Genomic DNA, 17469 nt, shown 5'->3' on the forward strand with positions numbered 1-17469 from the left:
CAGATGTCAGCCTATACTCAGATAGCCATCGCTGCGGGCTTGGCGGCCGGTTTGGCGCTGGGCCATTGTTCTAGCAAAGCCTATGGTCAGAATTCCCAGGAGCAAAGCTGGTCCATCGTCATTCATGGCGGAGCCGGGGTGATTGAGCGTGGCCAAATGGATGAGGCCACCGAGGCGGCCTACCGCGATGCCCTCAATCATGCGCTGGATCTGGGTGGTGAGGTGCTGTCCCAAGGCGGTTCTTCCCTTGATGCGATTGAAACCGTCATTCGCTATTTAGAGGATGACCCAAAATTCAATGCCGGTCGCGGGGCGGTCTTTACCTCTGAGGGGCATAATGAGCTCGATGCCTCGATTATGCGCGGCGATAACCGCCAGGCTGGGGCGGTGGCGGGTGTCACCCGCGTACGTCATCCCATCGCACTCGCGCGTGCTGTGATGGAGCAAAGTCCTCATGTTATGCTGATGGGGGAGGGCGCAGAGCATTTTGCTGCATCTCAAGATCTTGAAATTGTTGCGCCGAGTTATTTTTTTACCGAGCGGCGCTGGGCCTCCATGCTGCGCCGGGTTGATCAGCTGGGCTTAGAGCGCCCAATGCGTCCTGAAGGTGCGCCTGATCCCATGCCTGTCCAAGAGGGCGCGCTGGACATTATGGAGCGCGAGCATGCCTTTGGCACGGTGGGCGTTGTCGCGCGTGATCAAGCGGGCTTAACCGCAGCTGGCACCTCTACGGGCGGGACAACCGCGAAACAATGGGGCCGGGTCGGGGATAGCCCGATCATTGGCGCAGGCACCTATGCCGAAGGGGCGTGCGGTGTATCCTCAACGGGCACAGGAGAATATTTCATTCGCTTGAATGTGGCCGCGCGGATCTGTCAACGCATTGCCTTGGCGGGTGAAGATATGCAGGCCGCAGCCGATGGCGTCATCCAAGATGAATTAGGCGTTATGGGCGGGGATGGCGGGATCATCATCCTTTATGATGGCGCGCCGGGGTGGAGCTACAATACCGCTGGCATGTATCGTGCCGCGTGGAGCGCGCAGACGGGCCGTGTGGTCTCTATCTATTCTGATGAACCATAAGGTTTAAAATCCGGCGCAAAGATTGAGGGGGCCCCGTCACGAAAGTGCGGGGCATCTTTATGACTTTGTTCAATTAAGTAATCAAAGCAAGCGCGAATCCGGCGGTTTCGTTGTACGTCATCATGGGCCACGATCCACAGATCATGTGAAATCGTATAGGCGGGGCACAGATGAACCAGGCCATATCGGCGTGCATTGCGGTGGGATGTCACGCCGATGCCAAAGCCGCGCGCCAGGGCGCAGACATGGGTGATGGGGTTGTCTGTCAACAGTGACAGGGTTTGCGGCATGCACAGATGGTTCTCCTCATCTTTGGGCCAGGGAAAGAAGCCATGGGTGCGCCAGCCTATCCCCTTGTGCACCATCAAATCTTCAATATCGCCGATCGGGGGGGCTTGATCGAGATAGGCCTTCGCGGCATAGAGCCCGCCTTTCACGGTGGCGATCTTGCGCCCGATTAAGCTGTTTTGTTGGCCAGGGCCGTTCCATCTCAGGGCAATATCCGCTTCGCGCCCGGCCAGATTGGTTGTGGCGTTCTGGATGTCGATATGCAGGGTCACACCCGGATTGGCGTCTTGAAAGCCTTTTAAAGCACAGGGTAGCCAATCCCCGCCCACCCCATCTGAGGCGGCAATAACGATGGGGCCATTAAAGCGCGTGTCCTGACTGATGATCTGGCGTGAAATCGCATCGACCTCAGCCTGCATGCGCAAGGCATGATCTTGGACGATTTCGCCCAGGGGGGTCAGTTCCAATCGGTTTCGATCGCGCAAAAACAGATTATCGCCCAGGGTGTCTTCCAGTTGAGCGAGGCGGCGCGACACAGTGGGCTGGCTTAAACTCAGCTTGCGTGCGGCCGCGCTGTGACTGCCGGTTTGTGCAATTGCTAAGAAGATGCGGTAGTCTGACCAGTTTTCCATTCATTTATGAATAGCATCTCTAAAAAAAACAGCAATTCATTCTTTTCCGAATTATGAATATGTATGGGTCATGCAACCTATGGAGGCTGTTATGTCTTTGAGCTTATGTCTAATCCTTGTATCCTTGGGGGCGGCGATGTCTGCCGATGCGGCCTCAGACGCCATCTGTGCGCCCACTCAAGACATGCAATTTCTGGCCCGACGCAGCGCAGATAGTGATAGCCGCGGGGCCGCCAATGCCTTTGCCCATCGCGATTATGATTTAGCGATCCATTTTGCCACCCAGGTTGTCGAGGGCTCGCGCGCGTCTCATCATGATGCGGCCGCCTGGACGACGATGTGTGCCAGCTATGGCGCGCTAGGCCAGTGGCAAGCCGCTTGGCAGGCCTGTGAGGCGGCGGTTTCTATCAATCCTGACAGCTGGCAGGCCTGGAATAACCGCGCCATTTTAGCCGCCCAACGTGAAGATTGGAGCGGTGCCCGACGAGATTTTCAGATCGCAGCACGCCTTAATGGGGATGACCGCGTTCTGAAAGCCAATCTTGCAAGCTTGGCTTGCAAGGCCGGGGCCTAATCGCGCCCGGTAAATTCCTCCATCTTGGTCGTGTGCGGTGCCTATTGGGCCGCTTGACCCCGCACGAAGGGCCCCGACTGCCCTTCGTGCATTTTTTATGTATAAAGAGTGCTTCCAATTAGTTTCAAATGTAACTAAATTGCCTTTCATATCGCTGACGGCCCTTCATCATGGGTCGCAAACACGGGATTTGGAGGAGCATTACTATGAGCCGCAAATGGATTTACGCCTCGCGTCATGAAGGTCTCGCCTCACGTCAGGCCCATGCTGATTTTCCCGCTGAAGGCCCCTATGAGCGTGAAATGTCCAAAGAGGGCTTTTTCGGTCCTGCCGCCTTCCTCCATCATAAACATCCGCCGACGGGTTGGGTGAATTTTGAAGGCGATCTGCGCCCGCGCGCCTTTGATCTGAACCTTTTGAATAAGGCGGAAACCTCGCCTTGGGCCGCGCCGCGTGTCTTATATAACAACTCCGTGGATATGCGCTTTTGGAAGCTGGCTAGCCCTATGACCACGCTGGCGCGCAATGGTGATGGTGATCAATTATTATTCATCCACCAGGGTGAAGGCGCGCTGTATTGCGACTTCGGTCATCTGGCCTATGAGGCGGGCGATTACATCGTCCTGCCGCGCGGTACGATGTGGCGCTTGAGCCCCAGCGCGCCGACGGCTGTTTTGATGGTCGAAGCAACGAATACCCATTATACCCTGCCCGATAAAGGCTTGGTCGGTCCGCATGCGATCTTTGATCCGGCGATGTTCGATGTGCCGGCGATTGATGAGGCGTTTAAAGCGCAACAAGCCGATGAAGATCATGAATGGGTTGTCGAGGTTAAAAAGCGCAACGCTGTTAGTCGCATAACCTATCCGTTCAATCCGCTGGATGCTGTGGGCTGGCATGGCGAACTGCACCCCGTGCGTTTGAATGTGCGCCATATCCGGCCTTTGATGAGCCATCGCTATCACTTGCCGCCGAGCGCCCACACCACCTTCTTGTCGGATCGGTTTGTGATTTGCACCTTCGCGCCGCGTCCGTTTGAGACCGATCCAGGTGCGCTCAAAGTGCCGTTCTTCCACAATAATGACGATTTTGATGAGGTGCTGTTCTATCACGCCGGTGATTTCTTCAGCCGTGATAATATTGATGCGGGCATGATGACCTTCCACCCGACGGGCTTTACCCACGGGCCGCATCCAAAAGCCTTGAAAAATATGATGACCCAGTCCAAGCCTGCGACCGATGAATATGCGGTGATGATCGACACCCGTGATCCGTTGGAAATCGGTGAGGGGGCAAGCCAGGTTGAAAATATTGACTATGTCAATTCTTGGAAGGGCACCCAGGCCTAAGCCTGGACTGAGTGAATTACGCATTGTGGCATCTGAGAAAATACGGCACATCTGACCTATGAACGAGCGTATTATGTCAGATGCCGCGAAGGCCTTGATTGCGGGTTTTCGTCGTTTCCGTGCTCACGGGTTTACCAAACAACGTGAGCTGTATGAAGAGTTGGAAAAGGGCCAGAGCCCCCACACCTTGATTATAGCGTGCTCGGATAGCCGTGTGGATCCGGCTGAGATTTTTGATGCGCGTCCTGGCGAGCTTTTCGTTGTGCGCAATGTGGCCAATCTGGTCCCGCCCTATGATCACGATGGCGGGCGCCACGGGGTGTCGGCGGCGCTAGAGTTTGCGGTGAAGGCCCTGAAAGTGAAAAACATTCTCGTTATGGGTCATGGCCAATGCGGCGGGGTTGCGGCCTGTGCCCATGGTATTGAGAAGCTGGATTTTGAATTCGTCGGGCCTTGGCTGGAGCCGATGTTGCCCGCGCGCGAAGCCAGTGTAGAGGCTTTGGGGGAAAGCGATATCGACGCCTTGTCGAATGATTTGGAATTGCGTTCGGTGGAGTATTCCGTCGCGCGTTTGAAAGAGTTTCCCTTTGTGGCTGAAGCGATTGCTGAGCGGGGCTTGACCTTGCACGGTGCGCGGTTTTCCATCGCTACGGGGGAATTGGAATGGATGTCACCGGAGGGCGCATTTGATCGTGTCGCCCCCAGTGAAGTCGCTTAAAGTCCTTAAATCGGCGGTGTCAGTCGGCATCGCCCCCTTACTCTCACGCGTCATGAAAAGAGGTATGTGTCCATGAAACTAGCAAGTTTGAAAAATGGGACCCGCGATGGCCGTTTGGTCGTTGTTTCAACGGATCTGGCCTGGTGCACCGACGCCAGTCATATTGCCCCCACTTTACAGGCTGCGCTGGATGATTGGGCGCTAAGCGAGCCAAAGCTGCGCACTTTAGCGCAAGAGCTGGAGCGCGAGACGATCCCGCGTGAACGCTTCCACGAACATGATGCATTGTCGCCTCTGCCGCGTGCTTTCGCGTGGGCGGATGGCTCGGCCTATGTCAATCACGTCGAATTGGTGCGCAAAGCGCGCGGTGCGGAATTGCCGCCCAGCTTCTGGACCGATCCTTTGATGTATCAGGGTGGGTCTGACGCCTTCCTGGCGCCGCGCGAGGATATTCCGCTTGCCGATGATAGCTGGGGCTGTGACTTCGAAGCCGAAGTTGCGGTCATCACCGGTGAAGGCCCGCAAGGTTTAAGCGCTGAGGCCGCACGCGATCAGATCCGCCTGGTGATGTTGGTCAATGACGTGTCGCTGCGCGGGTTGATCCCGGGCGAGCTCGCCAAAGGGTTTGGCTTCTTCCAGTCTAAGCCGCCGAGCGCGTTCTCTCCCGTTGCGGTGACCCCCGATGAGCTGGGTGAGGCGTGGAATGAAGGCAAAGTCCACTTACCATTGTTGTCGACTTTAAATGGTGAGTTGTTTGGTAAGCCCGATTGCCATGTCGATATGACCTTTGATTTTGGTCAATTGGTGGCCCATTTGGCCAAGACCCGTCCTTTGAGCGTCGGCACGATTGTCGGTTCAGGGACAATTTCTAACAAGCTGGATGATGGTCCGGGCAAACCGGTCAACGAAGGCGGTAAGGGTTATTCTTGTATCGCAGAAATCCGTATGATTGAAACGATTTACGATGGCGCGCCCAAGACCCGTTTCATGACGCCTGGCGATAAAATTCGCATCGAAATGCTCGATAAGGATGGCCATTCGATTTTTGGCGCGATTGAGCAGGAAGTCGTGCGTTACGAAGGCTAAACGTATTTGCTGTATTGGTTCTCCTAACGGTGTCGTGGATTGAGGGAGGCCCTTATGGCTGAATTACCGAGCGAGTTTGATTTTGAAGGTTTCGGGCGACGTTATCTTCAGGCCTATTTGGATAGTGGCTATGGCGCGACATCCCAGCGCAATCTTGACCTTCGGGTGATTGAGTTGGTCGCGCCGGCCTTTGATCGCGGGGACGGATCGACCGATATCCCCTTGATGGCCAAGCTATTGAAGATGACCGAGTTTGAGCTACGCGAAGCCTTGCGCTCTGCGGCCGCCAATCCGGTGGATCCCGAAGCCGATCTCGCGCGGCGTTTGTCCGACGTTTAAGGCGTATGTGGTTATGAAAAACACCCCGCCAGGCTGTGCTTGGCGGGGTGTTTTTTATTCTGCGTGTCGGGGTTTAGCGCCCAGAGCGGGGATTAGAGATCTGGAAAAATGCTGGCCCTCATTGGTCTTCTGGGGCTTTTAGACTCAATCTGTCATGCACGCTTAGGTATCCTGTCCAGAAATCAATGGCTGAAGACCTAATCCATCTCCCCGAAAGACTTTTAGGCCCGTATAAACTCAGCAGTGATGGTTAATGTTGCGCGGGGATGTTTCGCGCGCGCAATTGATAACGCTCTCCATTGAAGCCCTCGAAAAGCTCCGCCGTGCCAGGATGACCGACCGCGCCATGTTCGGCATCGGGCAGTAAATTCTGCTCCGACACATAGGCGGTATAATAGCTCTCCTCGTTTTCGGCGAGCACGTGATAGAAGGGCTGGTCTTTACGCGGGCGGACCTCTTCAGGGATGGACAGCCACCACTCCTCGCTATTGGCGAAGACTGGGTCGACGTCAAAAATCACCCCGCGAAACGGGAAGAGGCGATGACGCACCACATCGCCGATCGAAAATTTGGCCTGTTTCATAGTCATCATTTTGTCATTCTAGCAAACACATCTTAGACAGAGGTAAAAACCGTTATGGCTCAAGCGATCTGGGCCAGGTCGGGCTTCGGGGCTGTAAAAGTCTGGTAAGGCCACCTTTCTAAATCATCCGAGCGCGCGTAAGCTGAGGCCAAATGGAAATTCGCATCGGGTCCGACTAAACGCTTGCGCGCCTTGATATAGGAGGGTTGCTGCGCGTTAAAAGGCCGGGTGTGAGGATGAAGGATGTGACAGGCCATGGGCCACAAGCCAACCGGCCACGCGCCGGGTGACGCGTCCACAGCCCGATCCGGTCGTAAAGATCGGCGACCCAAAGGTGCCAAGTCCAATGATCCCATTTACGGGGCGGTGGATTTGGGCACGAATAATTGTCGTATGCTGCTGGCGCGGCGTACGCCAGAGGGGTTTCGGGTCGTTGAGGCGTTTTCACGTATCGTCAAACTGGGTGAGGGGCTGGCCACGCATGGCTCGCTGTCGCGCCCGGCTATGGAACGTGCGGTTGCCGCACTGAGCGTATGCGCGGAACGCGTCAATAAACGCAAAGTCACCAAGATGCGCTGGGTCACGACCGAGGCGTGTCGGCGTGCCTCGAACGGGGATGTCTTCTTAAAGCGCGTGAAAGAGGCCACCGGCATCGAGCTGGAAGTGATTTCACCCGAAGAAGAAGCGCGCCTGGCCGTTCAGGGCAGTATTGATCTTCTTGATACGGATAAAGAGGCCGCACTGGTCATTGACATTGGTGGCGGCTCGACCGAGCTGTGCTGGGTCGATCTGGCTGAATGGCGCGCGCGCGGTGGACCCGATAGTGGCGGGCGCCCGCCCATGCGCGGCTGGTCGACCATGCCCTATGGTGTGGTGACGATGGCGGAGAAATTTCCTGAAGGTGAAGACCGTGAAGCTTGGTATGACACCATGCGCCAGGCCGCACGCAAGGCGTTAAAGCCGCCGCGCGGCGCACGCCGGATGCGTCACCTGTTTGAAGAGGGCAAGGCCCATCTGGTCGGCACCTCAGGCACGGTAACGTCGGTGGCGGGCGTGCATCTTAATCTGCCACGTTATGACCGCGCGCAGGTTGATGGACTTGTCTTCACGGTTGAGCATGCGCGCGCGGCGTGTCAGCGCTTGTTGTCCAAGGATTATGACGGGCGCGCGGCTGAGCCGTGTATCGGGACGGAACGTGCCGATCTGGTGCTGGCGGGCTGTGCGATTTTAGAAGCGGTTCTGGATGAATGGCCCAGCACTTATATGCGGGTCGGTGACCGCGGGTTAAGAGAAGGCATATTATTAAACCTGATGCGACCCAAAAGGCGCAAACGTCGGCGCAAGGGCACCGATAAGGGTGAAGCGAAGGATGAAGCATGAGTGAGGAGGATGGCGAGGAGCGCCGCCGTCGGCGGTCTGGCCCGGTCACTAAGGGCGGAGATCAGCGCGCGGCCAAGCAATTTCGCGAGCGGGTGAAGACCGCGCGCGGGCGCAAATACTCCTCCAAATTATGGTTGGAGCGCCAGCTGAATGATCCTTACGTCAAAATGGCCCAGATGGAGGGCTATCGCTCGCGTGCGGCCTATAAGCTCAAAGAGCTGGACGATAAGTTCAAGTTTTTAAAGCCCGGCGCGCGGGTCGCCGATCTGGGCGCTGCGCCCGGCGGCTGGGTGCAGATCGCGCTAAAGCGCGGGGCTAGCCATGTTGTGGGCGTTGATCTTCTGGAGATGGATCCTATTGACGGGGCGATTATGATGACCCTGGATTTCACCGAAGAGGGCGCACCGGACAAAGTCAAAGAGGCCCTGGGTGGGCCTGCCGATGTGATCATGTCCGACCTTGCGCCTTGGACGACGGGTCATAAATCCACCGATCACTTGCGCATTATGGGTCTGGTTGAGGCGGCGGCGGATTTCGCCTTTGATACGTTGAAGCCCGGCGGGGCCTTCGTCGCCAAAGTGTTCCAAGGCGGGGCGGAGGATGAATTGCTGGCCAAGCTCAAATCCCGCTTTGAAAAAGTGCGCCATTGGAAGCCGCAATCAAGCCGTTCTGAAAGCTCAGAAACCTATCTGGTGGCCTTGAATTTCAAGCGCGAAGGCTGATCAATTTACTGATCTTCGCGCCGGTCTCAACCGCGTGATAATAGGGGCGCGGCGGGCGCGCCTGCGCCTCCACATGCCGTTCGATCCAGTGATGCTCGGATAATTCTTGCAAAGTGTGGGACAAGGCGCGGTCGGTGATCGCGCCTAAATCGCGTTTGATGACGCTGAAGGCTTTGGGCGCGTGCGTGACGGCGAGCAAGGGCAGGGTCCAGGTTTTTCTGATCAAAGCCGCATCGGCTTCATCCTTGATCTGGCGCTCAATCTGATGGGCGAGGGGGGCGAGGGCTAGGCCTTTCGCGGTCAGGCGAAATTCCGGGCGCAGGGGGTGGCCATGGCCGGGATTGCGCTCCAACAGCTCCAAATCCTCTAAATATCTCAATGAATTGACAAAGGTCGTGCGACTGGCCCCTGAGGCCGCCAGCAAGGGGGCCTGGCGGGCCGGAATCCCCTCATGGATCAGGGCTAGCGCTTTGAACGCCCAGGCCCTGGATGTCAGCTTGACAAGAAGATCAATGTCCATAAAGTATAGTATATATAATTTCACAGATGGAGGGAAGTCAGATGGCTGTGGTTTCATTGGATAAAACGATCACGCTCGCGCTATCGGTGCGCGATCGTCATGCCAGCGCGCAATGGTATGGGCAGATGTTGGGCTTTGAGGTGCTGTATCACGCCGATGAAGCAGGCTGGAGTGAGCTGAAAACCTTCACGGAAGGCGTCACTTTGGGCTTGGGCGAGCAGAGTGAAGCCTCACCGGGCAATTGCGTGCCGGTCTTTGGCATTGGTGATATTGCGGCCGGGCGTGCGGCGCTGGAGGCTGAGGGGGTTCGTTTTGACGGCCCAACGCAAACGATTGAGGGCATGGTCTCCACCGCGACTTTTTATGACCCGGACGGCAATGCCTTGATGTTGGCGCAGGATTTGACGCGCTAGCGGGCGAAATACCTGAGTGTCGTGCGCATATATTTACAGGCGTAAAATCAGGGCTTAACGGGCCCTGCGACACTCTTACCCCCTAACTTTCATCGGGTTTGGTGTAGCTATGGTCGGCCATATTTATACCTGATGAAAGGCTTGCCATGTTCGCACACACGATCAAAACACCGACCCTGCTGCGTCTCATGCGTCATATCCCGATTTTGGGGGGCATGCTGCGCGAAGTCGGCCGTGATCCTCATCGCGCCCTGCCGCTATTTTGTTTGAATGTCGGGCTTTTTATGGCGCTGATGATCTGGCTGTTCGGGATCGCCGCTGCGGCCGTCTATGCCTTTGTCATGGTGCCGGTGATGTTCGTTTTCCTGTATTTGGTGGGTTCGAACTAACACGCTTGCGGGGGGGCGTGCAGTCCTTCATCCAATTGCCCCCTTGCCTAATTCTGAAAGTCTGGTATTGCGGCGCTGCAAGAGAAAAGGAGGTCTCCCCATGGAGATTCGCGAAGGGCTTACCTTCGATGATGTGCTCTTGCAACCCGGCGCATCTGAGGTTTTACCGGCTGACGCGGATGTGCGCACGCACGTCACGCCACGCATCCCCTTGAACACCCCGCTGTTATCAGCCGCCATGGATACGGTGAGTGAATCGGGCCTGGCCATTGCGATGGCGCAGGCGGGCGGTATCGGTGTTCTTCACCGCAATCTGACGATTGAGGAGCAGGCCGAAGAGGTTCGCCGCGTCAAGCGTTATGAAAGCGGCATGGTCGTCAATCCGGTCACCATCGCACCCCATGCGACGCTGGCCGATGTGCGCGCGATCATGGACCGTCTGAAAATCTCCGGCATTCCGGTGGTTGAGGGCGAAAGCAAAGGGCAACCGGGCAAGCTGGTGGGCATTGTCACCAACCGCGATGTACGCTTTGCCGAGGATATGTCCGAGCCGGTCTTCAATCTGATGACCAAGACCGATCTGGTCACGGTGGGCCTCAACTATACCCAGGATGAAGCCCGTCGCTTGTTGCACAAGCATCGTATTGAACGCCTGCTCGTGGTGGATGAAGACTATCGCTGCGTCGGTCTGTTGACCGTGAAGGATATGGAAAAGGCCCAGGCCTATCCCAATGCCGCCAAAGATGCCCAGGGGCGTTTGCGCGTCGCGGCCGCTTCAACCGTGGGCGATAATGGCTTTGAACGCGCTGAGGCTTTGATGGATGCCGGTGTTGATGTCATCGTCATTGACACCGCCCACGGCATGTCCAAATCGGTGTTGGATCAGGTGGCCCGCATTAAACGCCAGTCTAACGAAACCCAAATCATTGCCGGCAATATCGCGACCTATGATGGCGCGCGTGCGCTGTTTGATGTCGGGGCGGATGCGGTAAAAGTGGGGATCGGGCCGGGCTCGATCTGTACGACGCGCGTGGTTGCCGGTGTGGGTGTGCCTCAGCTGACCGCCATTATGGAAGCGCGCCGCGCCGCCGAAGGCTTTGAGGGCTGCATCATTGGCGATGGCGGCATCAAATATTCCGGCGATATTGCCAAGGCGATTGCCGCCGGGGCCGATTGCGTGATGATGGGCTCGATGTTGGCGGGTACTGAAGAGGCCCCCGGTGAGGTCTTCCTCTATCAGGGTCGCTCTTACAAATCCTATCGCGGCATGGGCTCGGTCGGGGCGATGGCGCGCGGCTCTGCCGATCGTTATTTCCAAAAAGAAGTCAAAGATTCCATGAAGCTGGTTCCGGAAGGGATCGAAGGCCAGGTGCCCTATAAAGGCCCTGTCGGTCCGATCTTGCACCAGATGGTGGGTGGGCTGCGTGCGGCCATGGGCTATACCGGTGCCAAGACCATCAAGGACTTCCAAGAAAAGGCCCAATTTGTGCGGATTACCAATGCAGGTCTTCGTGAAAGCCATGTTCATGACGTGACGATCACGCGCGAAGCTCCCAACTATCCAACGCCCTCATAATCGGCTAAGGTGGGTTTATGTTGATCCTTGAGCGCTATCCGCTGCTGGCTCCGATGCTGGCACAATGCTTGTTCTTCTTTGTGATGGGCCTGATTACTGTCAGCGCCCGCACAAAGGCGATTCGCTCTGGCGAAGCCCCGCTCAAGGACATTCTTTTGGGGCAGAAAAACTATCCCCAAAAGACCCAGCAGATTTCCAACGCTTTTAACAATCAGTTTGAAACCCCCACCTATTTCTTCGCCCTGGCGATCATGGCCATGGTGGTGGGCATTCAAGATCTGATCATGCTGGGCGCGGCCTGGATCTATGTGATCTTGCGCTTGGTTCATACTTATATTTACGTGACCAGCAATTATCTGCAGGCGCGGTTTTTGGCCTTTTTCGGGGGCATCATCGCCCTGATGGTCATGGCCGGGCGGATCGCAGTCTGGGCCGTTTTCGGGATCTAATAACATGCGTGAGGCTGGGCGTATTGCCGCCGCCATGGAGGTGCTGAGCGCCATCCATACCCATCATCAACCCGCAAAAGATGCGCTGCGCGATTGGGGTAAGACCCACCGTTTTGCCGGATCGGGCGACCGGGCGTGGATTTCTGGGCTGGTTCTAGATGCGTTACGCTATCGTGCGTCCAGTGCCTATCGCTTTGGGGCTGATACGCCGCGCGCCTGGGTGCTGGGGGCGTTGAGCCGCGATTGGGGCTATGATAGCGCCAAGCTGGCCGGTGCCTTTGAAGGCGATGAGCATGCGCCCGAGGCGTTAAGCGAAGCGGAAATAACCGCCATGGATACGCCCATGGGTGAGGATGCGCCGCTGTATGCGCGCGCGGATATTCCTGAATGGTTGGCCCCGGTTTTTGAAGCGGCTTATGGCGCGGATGCGGCGCGCGAAGGTCAGGGCATGACGACGCGCGCGCCTGTGGATCTGCGGGTTAATCAGGCCAAGGTTGAGCCAGAAAAAGCGCTTCATGCTGTGCGCCAAAAACTCAATGCCGATCCGGGTGAGCTGATCAAGGGCGCAATCCGTATTGTACCTAAAGATGCCACCGCCAAGGCTGCGCCCGCCGATGCCATTCCCGCCTATGGCCGGGGCTGGGTTGAGGTTCAGGATATGGGCAGCCAGATCGTAACGCTTGCCGCTGGGGCCTGTCAGGGCCAGCAAGTGCTCGATTATTGCGCCGGGGCGGGGGGTAAAACCCTCGCGCTCGCCAGCCTGATGGGGGAGGGCGGGCAGATCTATGCCTGGGATTATGATTGGCGCCGGTTGCGCGCCATCTGGCCGCGCCTGAAACGCGCCGATGTGCGCAATGTTCAGGTCCGTGATGGCAAGGAAGATGAGGTTTTGAACGAGCTCGTCGGTAAGATGGATCTCGTTTATGTCGATGCGCCGTGTTCCGGCTCCGGCACCTGGCGCCGGCGCCCGGATACCAAGTGGAAACTGACCGAGCGTGCAATTGAGCGCCGCATGGAAGAGCAAGGTGAAGTGCTTGAAAAGGCCAGTCGCTATGTCAAGCCGGGCGGGCGCATGGTCTATGTGACCTGTTCGGTCCTGCCGCAGGAAAATGAAGAACCTATCGCGCGCTTTCTAGAAGCCCATCCAGAGTTCAAACCCCGTCCCGCCATAGCGGCAATCCGCGAAACTGGTGAACTGACCGAGCAAGGCGATCTGGATATCGCCGCATGTGAAGGCCGCTTCGGTGCGCTGCAACTCACCCCGGCGCGCACCGGCACCGATGGGTTTTATGTCTGCGTGTTGGGGCGGGGGTAGTCCCTGCGTGAAGTTTGATATTAACGCCAAACCCCTCTAGTCATCTGCGCACGCTTAGGATAGATCACGCTATGGCTCAGATAGATTCCCACCACGAAAAAGTTCTGGTCATCGACTTTGGTAGTCAGGTGACCCAGCTCATCGCCCGACGCTTGCGCGAAAGCGGCGTCTTTTGCGAAGTCCACCCGTATAATAAAGCCGATACGGCCTTTATTGACGATTTTAATCCCCAAGCGATCATCCTGTCGGGATCGCCCCATTCCACGCATTGGGAAAACTCCCCGCGCGCCGATGCCAGCGTGTTTACGCGCGGGCTGCCCGTGCTGGGTATTTGCTATGGCGAGCAGACCATGTGCGCCCAGCTAGGCGGTTCGGTTGAGGCTTCAGAAGAGCGCGAATTTGGCCGCGCCGATATTCAGCTGGTCAAAGAGAGCCCGCTGTTTGAGGGCTTTGGCGATATCGGCCATGAAGAGCGCGTTTGGATGAGCCATGGCGACCGTGTTGCCAGCCTGCCCCAGGGCTTTGCGGCCATTGCGACGTCCAAAAATGCGCCTTTCGCGGCGATTGCGGATGAGAGCCGGCGTTTCTATGGGGTGCAATTCCACCCTGAAGTGGTGCATACCCCGCGTGGCGCGCTGCTCCTGCGTAACTTCACCCACACCATTGCTGGGCTGAAGGGGGATTGGACCATGGCGGCCTTCAAAGAAGAGGCCATTGCCAAAATTCGCGAGCAAGTCGGGACTGGCCGGGTGATTTGTGGCTTATCCGGCGGGGTGGATTCCTCTGTCGCCGCCGTCTTGATCCATGAAGCGATTGGCGATCAGCTGACCTGTGTCTTTGTCGATACCGGCCTGATGCGTCAGGGCGAGGCGGAACAGGTCGTCAGCCTGTTTAAAGAGCATTACAATATTCCGCTGGTTCATGCCGATGAAGAAGAGCGCTTCCTCAGCGCGCTGGCCGGTGAAAGCGATCCTGAGAAAAAGCGTAAAACCATTGGCAAGTTGTTCATTGACGTGTTCGAGCATTACGCCAAAGAGGCCGGGGGGGCTGATTTCCTCGCGCAAGGCACGCTCTATCCCGACGTGATCGAAAGCGTCAGCTTTGATGGCGGCCCTTCGGTGACGATCAAGTCGCACCATAATGTCGGTGGCCTGCCCGAGCGGATGAATATGAAGCTGGTGGAGCCTCTGCGTGAGCTCTTCAAGGATGAAGTGCGCGCCCTGGGCCGCGAGCTGGGCCTGCCTGACAGCTTTATTGGCCGCCATCCTTTCCCCGGGCCGGGCCTCGCCATTCGTATTCCCGGCGCGGTCAGCAAGGATAAAGCCGATATCCTGCGTAAAGCCGATGCGATCTATATCGAAGAGATCAAAAAGGCCGGGCTGTATGACACGATCTGGCAAGCCTTTGCCGTCTTGCTGCCCGTGCAAACTGTGGGCGTGATGGGCGATGCGCGCACCTATGATAATGTCTTGGCTCTGCGCGCGGTCACATCCGTGGACGGTATGACGGCGGATTATTTCCCGTTTGATCATGACTTCCTGGGCCGGGTCGCCACGCGCATCATCAACGAGGTCAGGGGCGTTAACCGCGTCGTCTATGATGTCACCTCAAAACCGCCCGGAACCATCGAGTGGGAATAAGAGATTTAAAAAGCCGGGGCATTGCCCCGGTTTTTTATAATTGAATTCCAAGTTTCTCGGCGATGAGGTCTTTGGCATAGGCTTTTGATAAATCGAGCATGAGATCTAAGCCTAGTCCGCCAATTTTTTCCGCGCCTTTTTTTGTTTTATTCCAAATATCTGGTGATCGTGTTGAATCTAAAAATTCATGTCCGCGCCATGTTAATCTTTTGATGGCAAAGGGGCTTGGGCCTGATAATACTTCATATACGCTAGCCTCTACAAAACCAGCATCGACCAGCAATCGTGTATGCCCTGAGAATTCTTCTTTGCTAACGCCTTGAATTTCCATTAAGGGAGGGCTTCCCTCATCTATACTTTTTTCGACTTCTAGTAAAATTCTTCTGATTAAGTCATCGTCTCGTTTCATAGCAGTGATCATGCCTTGATTTGAGAAGTGAGTGATTCGCTAAACAAAGATAAAAATGTTCATGTTTTGTATCTAGTGGGTGTTTGCGAAATCTGAAAAGATTAAACGCGCATGCGCACTAGGATAATGGTCTAGATTGAACAAGATACGGCCCTTTGGGGGCTTTTGTGTGGGCGTGTGCGCAAGGCAGGATTAAGCTTAGGGGGGATATCGGGCGACCTGTCAAATATATGCGTTCACAATGCGATGTGCTTTTATAAGGCATTGAGGGGTTTTTATCTTGAGCTTATTTGATAACAACTTGTAGTTTATGCCTTTTTCAGTAAAAGGTGGTGTGCCTATGCAATCGACAATCAATAAGCGATCTTTTAAATATCATACGTTGTCATAAAAATTACATCGTGATCTGATTACAGGGCCATGAATTTAAGGATGACCGTTCTATGGCCCTGCCGTCTTCGCTTGATGCTGCTTTACAGCGCATTCGCCGCGCCCTTTTTCGGCGTGGGCTGGAGGCGGATGCCGTAGAAGATCTGGTACAAGAATCGTACGAGCGCCTGGAAGTTTATCAAAAAACCAATATTGTAGAACGACCCGAAGGGTTTTTAGTTCGCACCGCGGTTAATCTTTCCATTGATCAGGCGCGACAAAAAGCACGCATGGGGATGGCCGGACATCCGGTAGAAGATTACGCGATTGCCGATGATACGCCCGGCCCTGATGAAGTGTATGCATCGAAGCGCCGCCTGGAGCGACTGAATGCAGGCTTGCAAAGGCTGGACCCCTTAACGCAAGATATGATCCGCGCGCAGCGTTTGGATGGGGATCGGCTGTCAGAGATTGCGCGCAGGCACAACCTCTCCGTGAGTGCGGTAGAGAAAAGAATTGCAAAAGGCGTTGCCTTTCTTGCGGAATGGATGGATGGCTGGTGAGCGGTAATCGTACAGATAACCCAACGCGTAATGACCTCTATGATGCTGCATTGTGGAGTGTTCGCATGCATGACTTGCGTGCGGATAAGGCGACATTTGATTCCGTTCTGAAGTCGAAATGCCAAGATGATCCAGCCTATGCGAAAGTTCATCAAGTCTGGTCTGATCTAGGTGAGGCGCAATTTACGTCCCGCGTGCACGTTCAAAGACCTTTATGGTCAGGATGGGGCTTCAGACTGAGCGAGGCTTTGTTTTCACCGTTGGTCATGCGTACGGGACTAGCCTTGTTGGCCTGTGTGGTGGCGGTGCTATGGCTGGTGCAATTGGATAAGCCGCAGAGCTATCACACTCATATTGGAGAGCAGCGCGAGATCGCCCTAGCAGATGGCACTTTGGTGACTTTGAATACCAATACAGCGATCGAAGTTGCTTATTCAGGTGCAGAGCGGCGTTTAGATGTCATACGCGGTGAAGCCTTCTTCGATGTCGCTCATGATGAAATGCGCCCCTTTATTGTTCATGCCGCCGATAGTCAGATCCGTGCGCTTGGAACATCCTTTATTGTTCGCCGCGAAGTTGACCGCGTTGACGTGACTTTATTGAGCGGGATTGTTGAGGTTACACGCGGTGAAGAGGGCGTTGACCGGGTGGCCTTAGAGCCAGGCGATCGTTTGCGTCGCCATATTGAACATTCCAGCTTGGCCATGGACCGCCCAGCTTTGGATGTCGTGACGGCTTGGAAGAATGGTCAATTGATTTTGAAGAATACTCCCCTTGTTGAAGCCTTGGCGGAAATGAACCGTTACAGTTATCGTCCCATCCGGCTCAAGGGGGGGGCTTTGCAGGATGCGCGGTTAAGTGGCGTATTTCGCGTCACCGAAGCCCATCTCTTCGCTCAGAGCTTGGCTGAAATTTATAATTTGGAAATCAGTGAAGAGTCTGAGGCGTTGATCTTGGAGCCACGCCACACTTTGCAATAGCCCCTTTCAGCGTCAATTGTGACGCGGTGGACGTGCAATGGGGTTTTAGTATTAAACTTCATAGTGTTAATGTTGGATGGCAGGTGGTTTTC

At 55.8% G+C, this 17469-nt stretch carries 20 protein-coding genes; 16 read left to right on the plus strand and 4 right to left on the minus strand.

Features of this window, described 5'->3' with window-relative positions; translation table 11 throughout:
• Nucleotides 1–3 precede the first annotated feature (3 nt).
• Entirely contained in the window at nt 4–1083 is a 1080-nt protein-coding gene (locus H151_RS0112485; RefSeq protein ID WP_019961999.1) for an isoaspartyl peptidase/L-asparaginase family protein, read from the plus strand.
• On the opposite strand, the gene H151_RS0112490 is transcribed toward H151_RS0112485, so the two are convergent.
• Nucleotides 1065–2003, minus strand: coding sequence for a LysR family transcriptional regulator (locus tag H151_RS0112490; protein WP_019962000.1), 939 nt, complete (start codon nt 2001–2003; stop codon nt 1065–1067). The two genes, H151_RS0112485 and H151_RS0112490, sit on opposite strands and share 19 nt — an antisense overlap.
• Before the next feature lie 136 nt (nt 2004–2139).
• Between H151_RS0112490 and H151_RS0112495 the strand changes: the two genes are divergently transcribed.
• The 5 genes from H151_RS0112495 (at nt 2140) to H151_RS0112515 (ending at nt 6069) form a co-directional block, all read left to right on the plus strand.
• Entirely contained in the window at nt 2140–2577 is a 438-nt protein-coding gene (locus H151_RS0112495) for a tetratricopeptide repeat protein (protein ID WP_169336754.1), read from the plus strand.
• Between the two features lie 206 nt (nt 2578–2783).
• Complete coding sequence (locus tag H151_RS0112500) at nt 2784–3926, plus strand: homogentisate 1,2-dioxygenase (RefSeq protein WP_019962002.1); 1143 nt, start codon at nt 2784–2786, stop codon at nt 3924–3926.
• A 73-nt stretch (nt 3927–3999) separates the two neighbouring features.
• A complete protein-coding gene (locus H151_RS0112505; RefSeq protein ID WP_019962003.1) occupies nt 4000–4644 on the plus strand; it encodes a carbonic anhydrase in 645 nt (214 codons plus the stop codon).
• A gap of 72 nt (nt 4645–4716) precedes the next feature.
• A complete protein-coding gene (locus H151_RS0112510) occupies nt 4717–5730 on the plus strand; it encodes a fumarylacetoacetate hydrolase family protein (protein ID WP_019962004.1) in 1014 nt (337 codons plus the stop codon).
• A 54-nt stretch (nt 5731–5784) separates the two neighbouring features.
• Nucleotides 5785–6069 (plus strand): hypothetical protein, encoded by a 285-nt coding sequence (locus H151_RS0112515; protein WP_019962005.1) that lies wholly within the window; start codon nt 5785–5787, stop codon nt 6067–6069.
• Nucleotides 6070–6319: 250 nt separating this feature from the next.
• On the opposite strand, the gene hspQ is transcribed toward H151_RS0112515, so the two are convergent.
• Nucleotides 6320–6658 carry a heat shock protein HspQ gene (gene hspQ, locus H151_RS0112520; protein WP_026353999.1) on the minus strand — a complete coding sequence of 113 codons (339 nt, stop codon included), beginning with the start codon at nt 6656–6658 and terminating at the stop codon, nt 6320–6322.
• Between the two features lie 249 nt (nt 6659–6907).
• On the opposite strand from hspQ, the gene H151_RS0112525 reads away from it, so the two are divergent.
• Nucleotides 6908–8032 carry a Ppx/GppA phosphatase family protein gene (locus H151_RS0112525; RefSeq protein WP_019962007.1) on the plus strand — a complete coding sequence of 375 codons (1125 nt, stop codon included), beginning with the start codon at nt 6908–6910 and terminating at the stop codon, nt 8030–8032.
• Nucleotides 8029–8754 carry an RlmE family RNA methyltransferase gene (locus H151_RS0112530; protein WP_019962008.1) on the plus strand — a complete coding sequence of 242 codons (726 nt, stop codon included), beginning with the start codon at nt 8029–8031 and terminating at the stop codon, nt 8752–8754. The genes H151_RS0112525 and H151_RS0112530 overlap by 4 nt, the downstream gene beginning before the upstream one ends.
• Here H151_RS0112530 and H151_RS0112535 read toward each other — a convergent pair.
• On the minus strand, nt 8738–9274 hold the full coding sequence (locus H151_RS0112535; protein WP_019962009.1) for a winged helix-turn-helix transcriptional regulator: 537 nt from the start codon (nt 9272–9274) through the stop codon (nt 8738–8740). The genes H151_RS0112530 and H151_RS0112535 overlap by 17 nt on opposite strands.
• A gap of 41 nt (nt 9275–9315) precedes the next feature.
• Here H151_RS0112535 and H151_RS0112540 point away from each other — a divergent pair, with 41 nt between their 5' ends.
• The 6 genes from H151_RS0112540 (at nt 9316) to guaA (ending at nt 15056) form a co-directional block, all read left to right on the plus strand.
• On the plus strand, nt 9316–9687 hold the full coding sequence (locus tag H151_RS0112540) for a VOC family protein (RefSeq protein ID WP_019962010.1): 372 nt from the start codon (nt 9316–9318) through the stop codon (nt 9685–9687).
• 146 nt (nt 9688–9833) lie between these two features.
• Nucleotides 9834–10076, plus strand: a complete 243-nt coding sequence (locus tag H151_RS0112545) for a hypothetical protein (RefSeq protein WP_019962011.1) — start codon at nt 9834–9836, stop codon at nt 10074–10076.
• A 100-nt stretch (nt 10077–10176) separates the two neighbouring features.
• Nucleotides 10177–11652 carry an IMP dehydrogenase gene (gene guaB, locus H151_RS0112550; RefSeq protein WP_019962012.1) on the plus strand — a complete coding sequence of 492 codons (1476 nt, stop codon included), beginning with the start codon at nt 10177–10179 and terminating at the stop codon, nt 11650–11652.
• A 17-nt stretch (nt 11653–11669) separates the two neighbouring features.
• Entirely contained in the window at nt 11670–12101 is a 432-nt protein-coding gene (locus tag H151_RS0112555) for an MAPEG family protein (protein ID WP_019962013.1), read from the plus strand.
• 4 nt (nt 12102–12105) lie between these two features.
• Nucleotides 12106–13416, plus strand: a complete 1311-nt coding sequence (locus tag H151_RS0112560; protein ID WP_019962014.1) for an RsmB/NOP family class I SAM-dependent RNA methyltransferase — start codon at nt 12106–12108, stop codon at nt 13414–13416.
• A gap of 71 nt (nt 13417–13487) precedes the next feature.
• The gene (gene guaA, locus H151_RS0112565; RefSeq protein WP_019962015.1) at nt 13488–15056 is read left to right on the plus strand and encodes a glutamine-hydrolyzing GMP synthase; all 1569 of its coding nucleotides are present in this window, start codon (nt 13488–13490) and stop codon (nt 15054–15056) included.
• A gap of 34 nt (nt 15057–15090) precedes the next feature.
• Here guaA and H151_RS0112570 read toward each other — a convergent pair whose 3' ends face one another.
• Nucleotides 15091–15465 (minus strand): DUF2513 domain-containing protein, encoded by a 375-nt coding sequence (locus H151_RS0112570; RefSeq protein ID WP_026354001.1) that lies wholly within the window; start codon nt 15463–15465, stop codon nt 15091–15093.
• 443 nt (nt 15466–15908) lie between these two features.
• Here H151_RS0112570 and H151_RS0112575 point away from each other — a divergent pair, with 443 nt between their 5' ends.
• Complete coding sequence (locus H151_RS0112575; protein ID WP_019962017.1) at nt 15909–16397, plus strand: RNA polymerase sigma factor; 489 nt, start codon at nt 15909–15911, stop codon at nt 16395–16397.
• Nucleotides 16394–17377, plus strand: coding sequence for a FecR family protein (locus H151_RS0112580; RefSeq protein ID WP_169336755.1), 984 nt, complete (start codon nt 16394–16396; stop codon nt 17375–17377). The genes H151_RS0112575 and H151_RS0112580 overlap by 4 nt, the downstream gene beginning before the upstream one ends.
• Nucleotides 17378–17469: the final 92 nt, after the last annotated feature.

The sequence above is a fragment of the Woodsholea maritima DSM 17123 genome (assembly GCF_000382325.1).
Lineage (GTDB): Bacteria > Pseudomonadota > Alphaproteobacteria > Caulobacterales > Maricaulaceae > Woodsholea > Woodsholea maritima.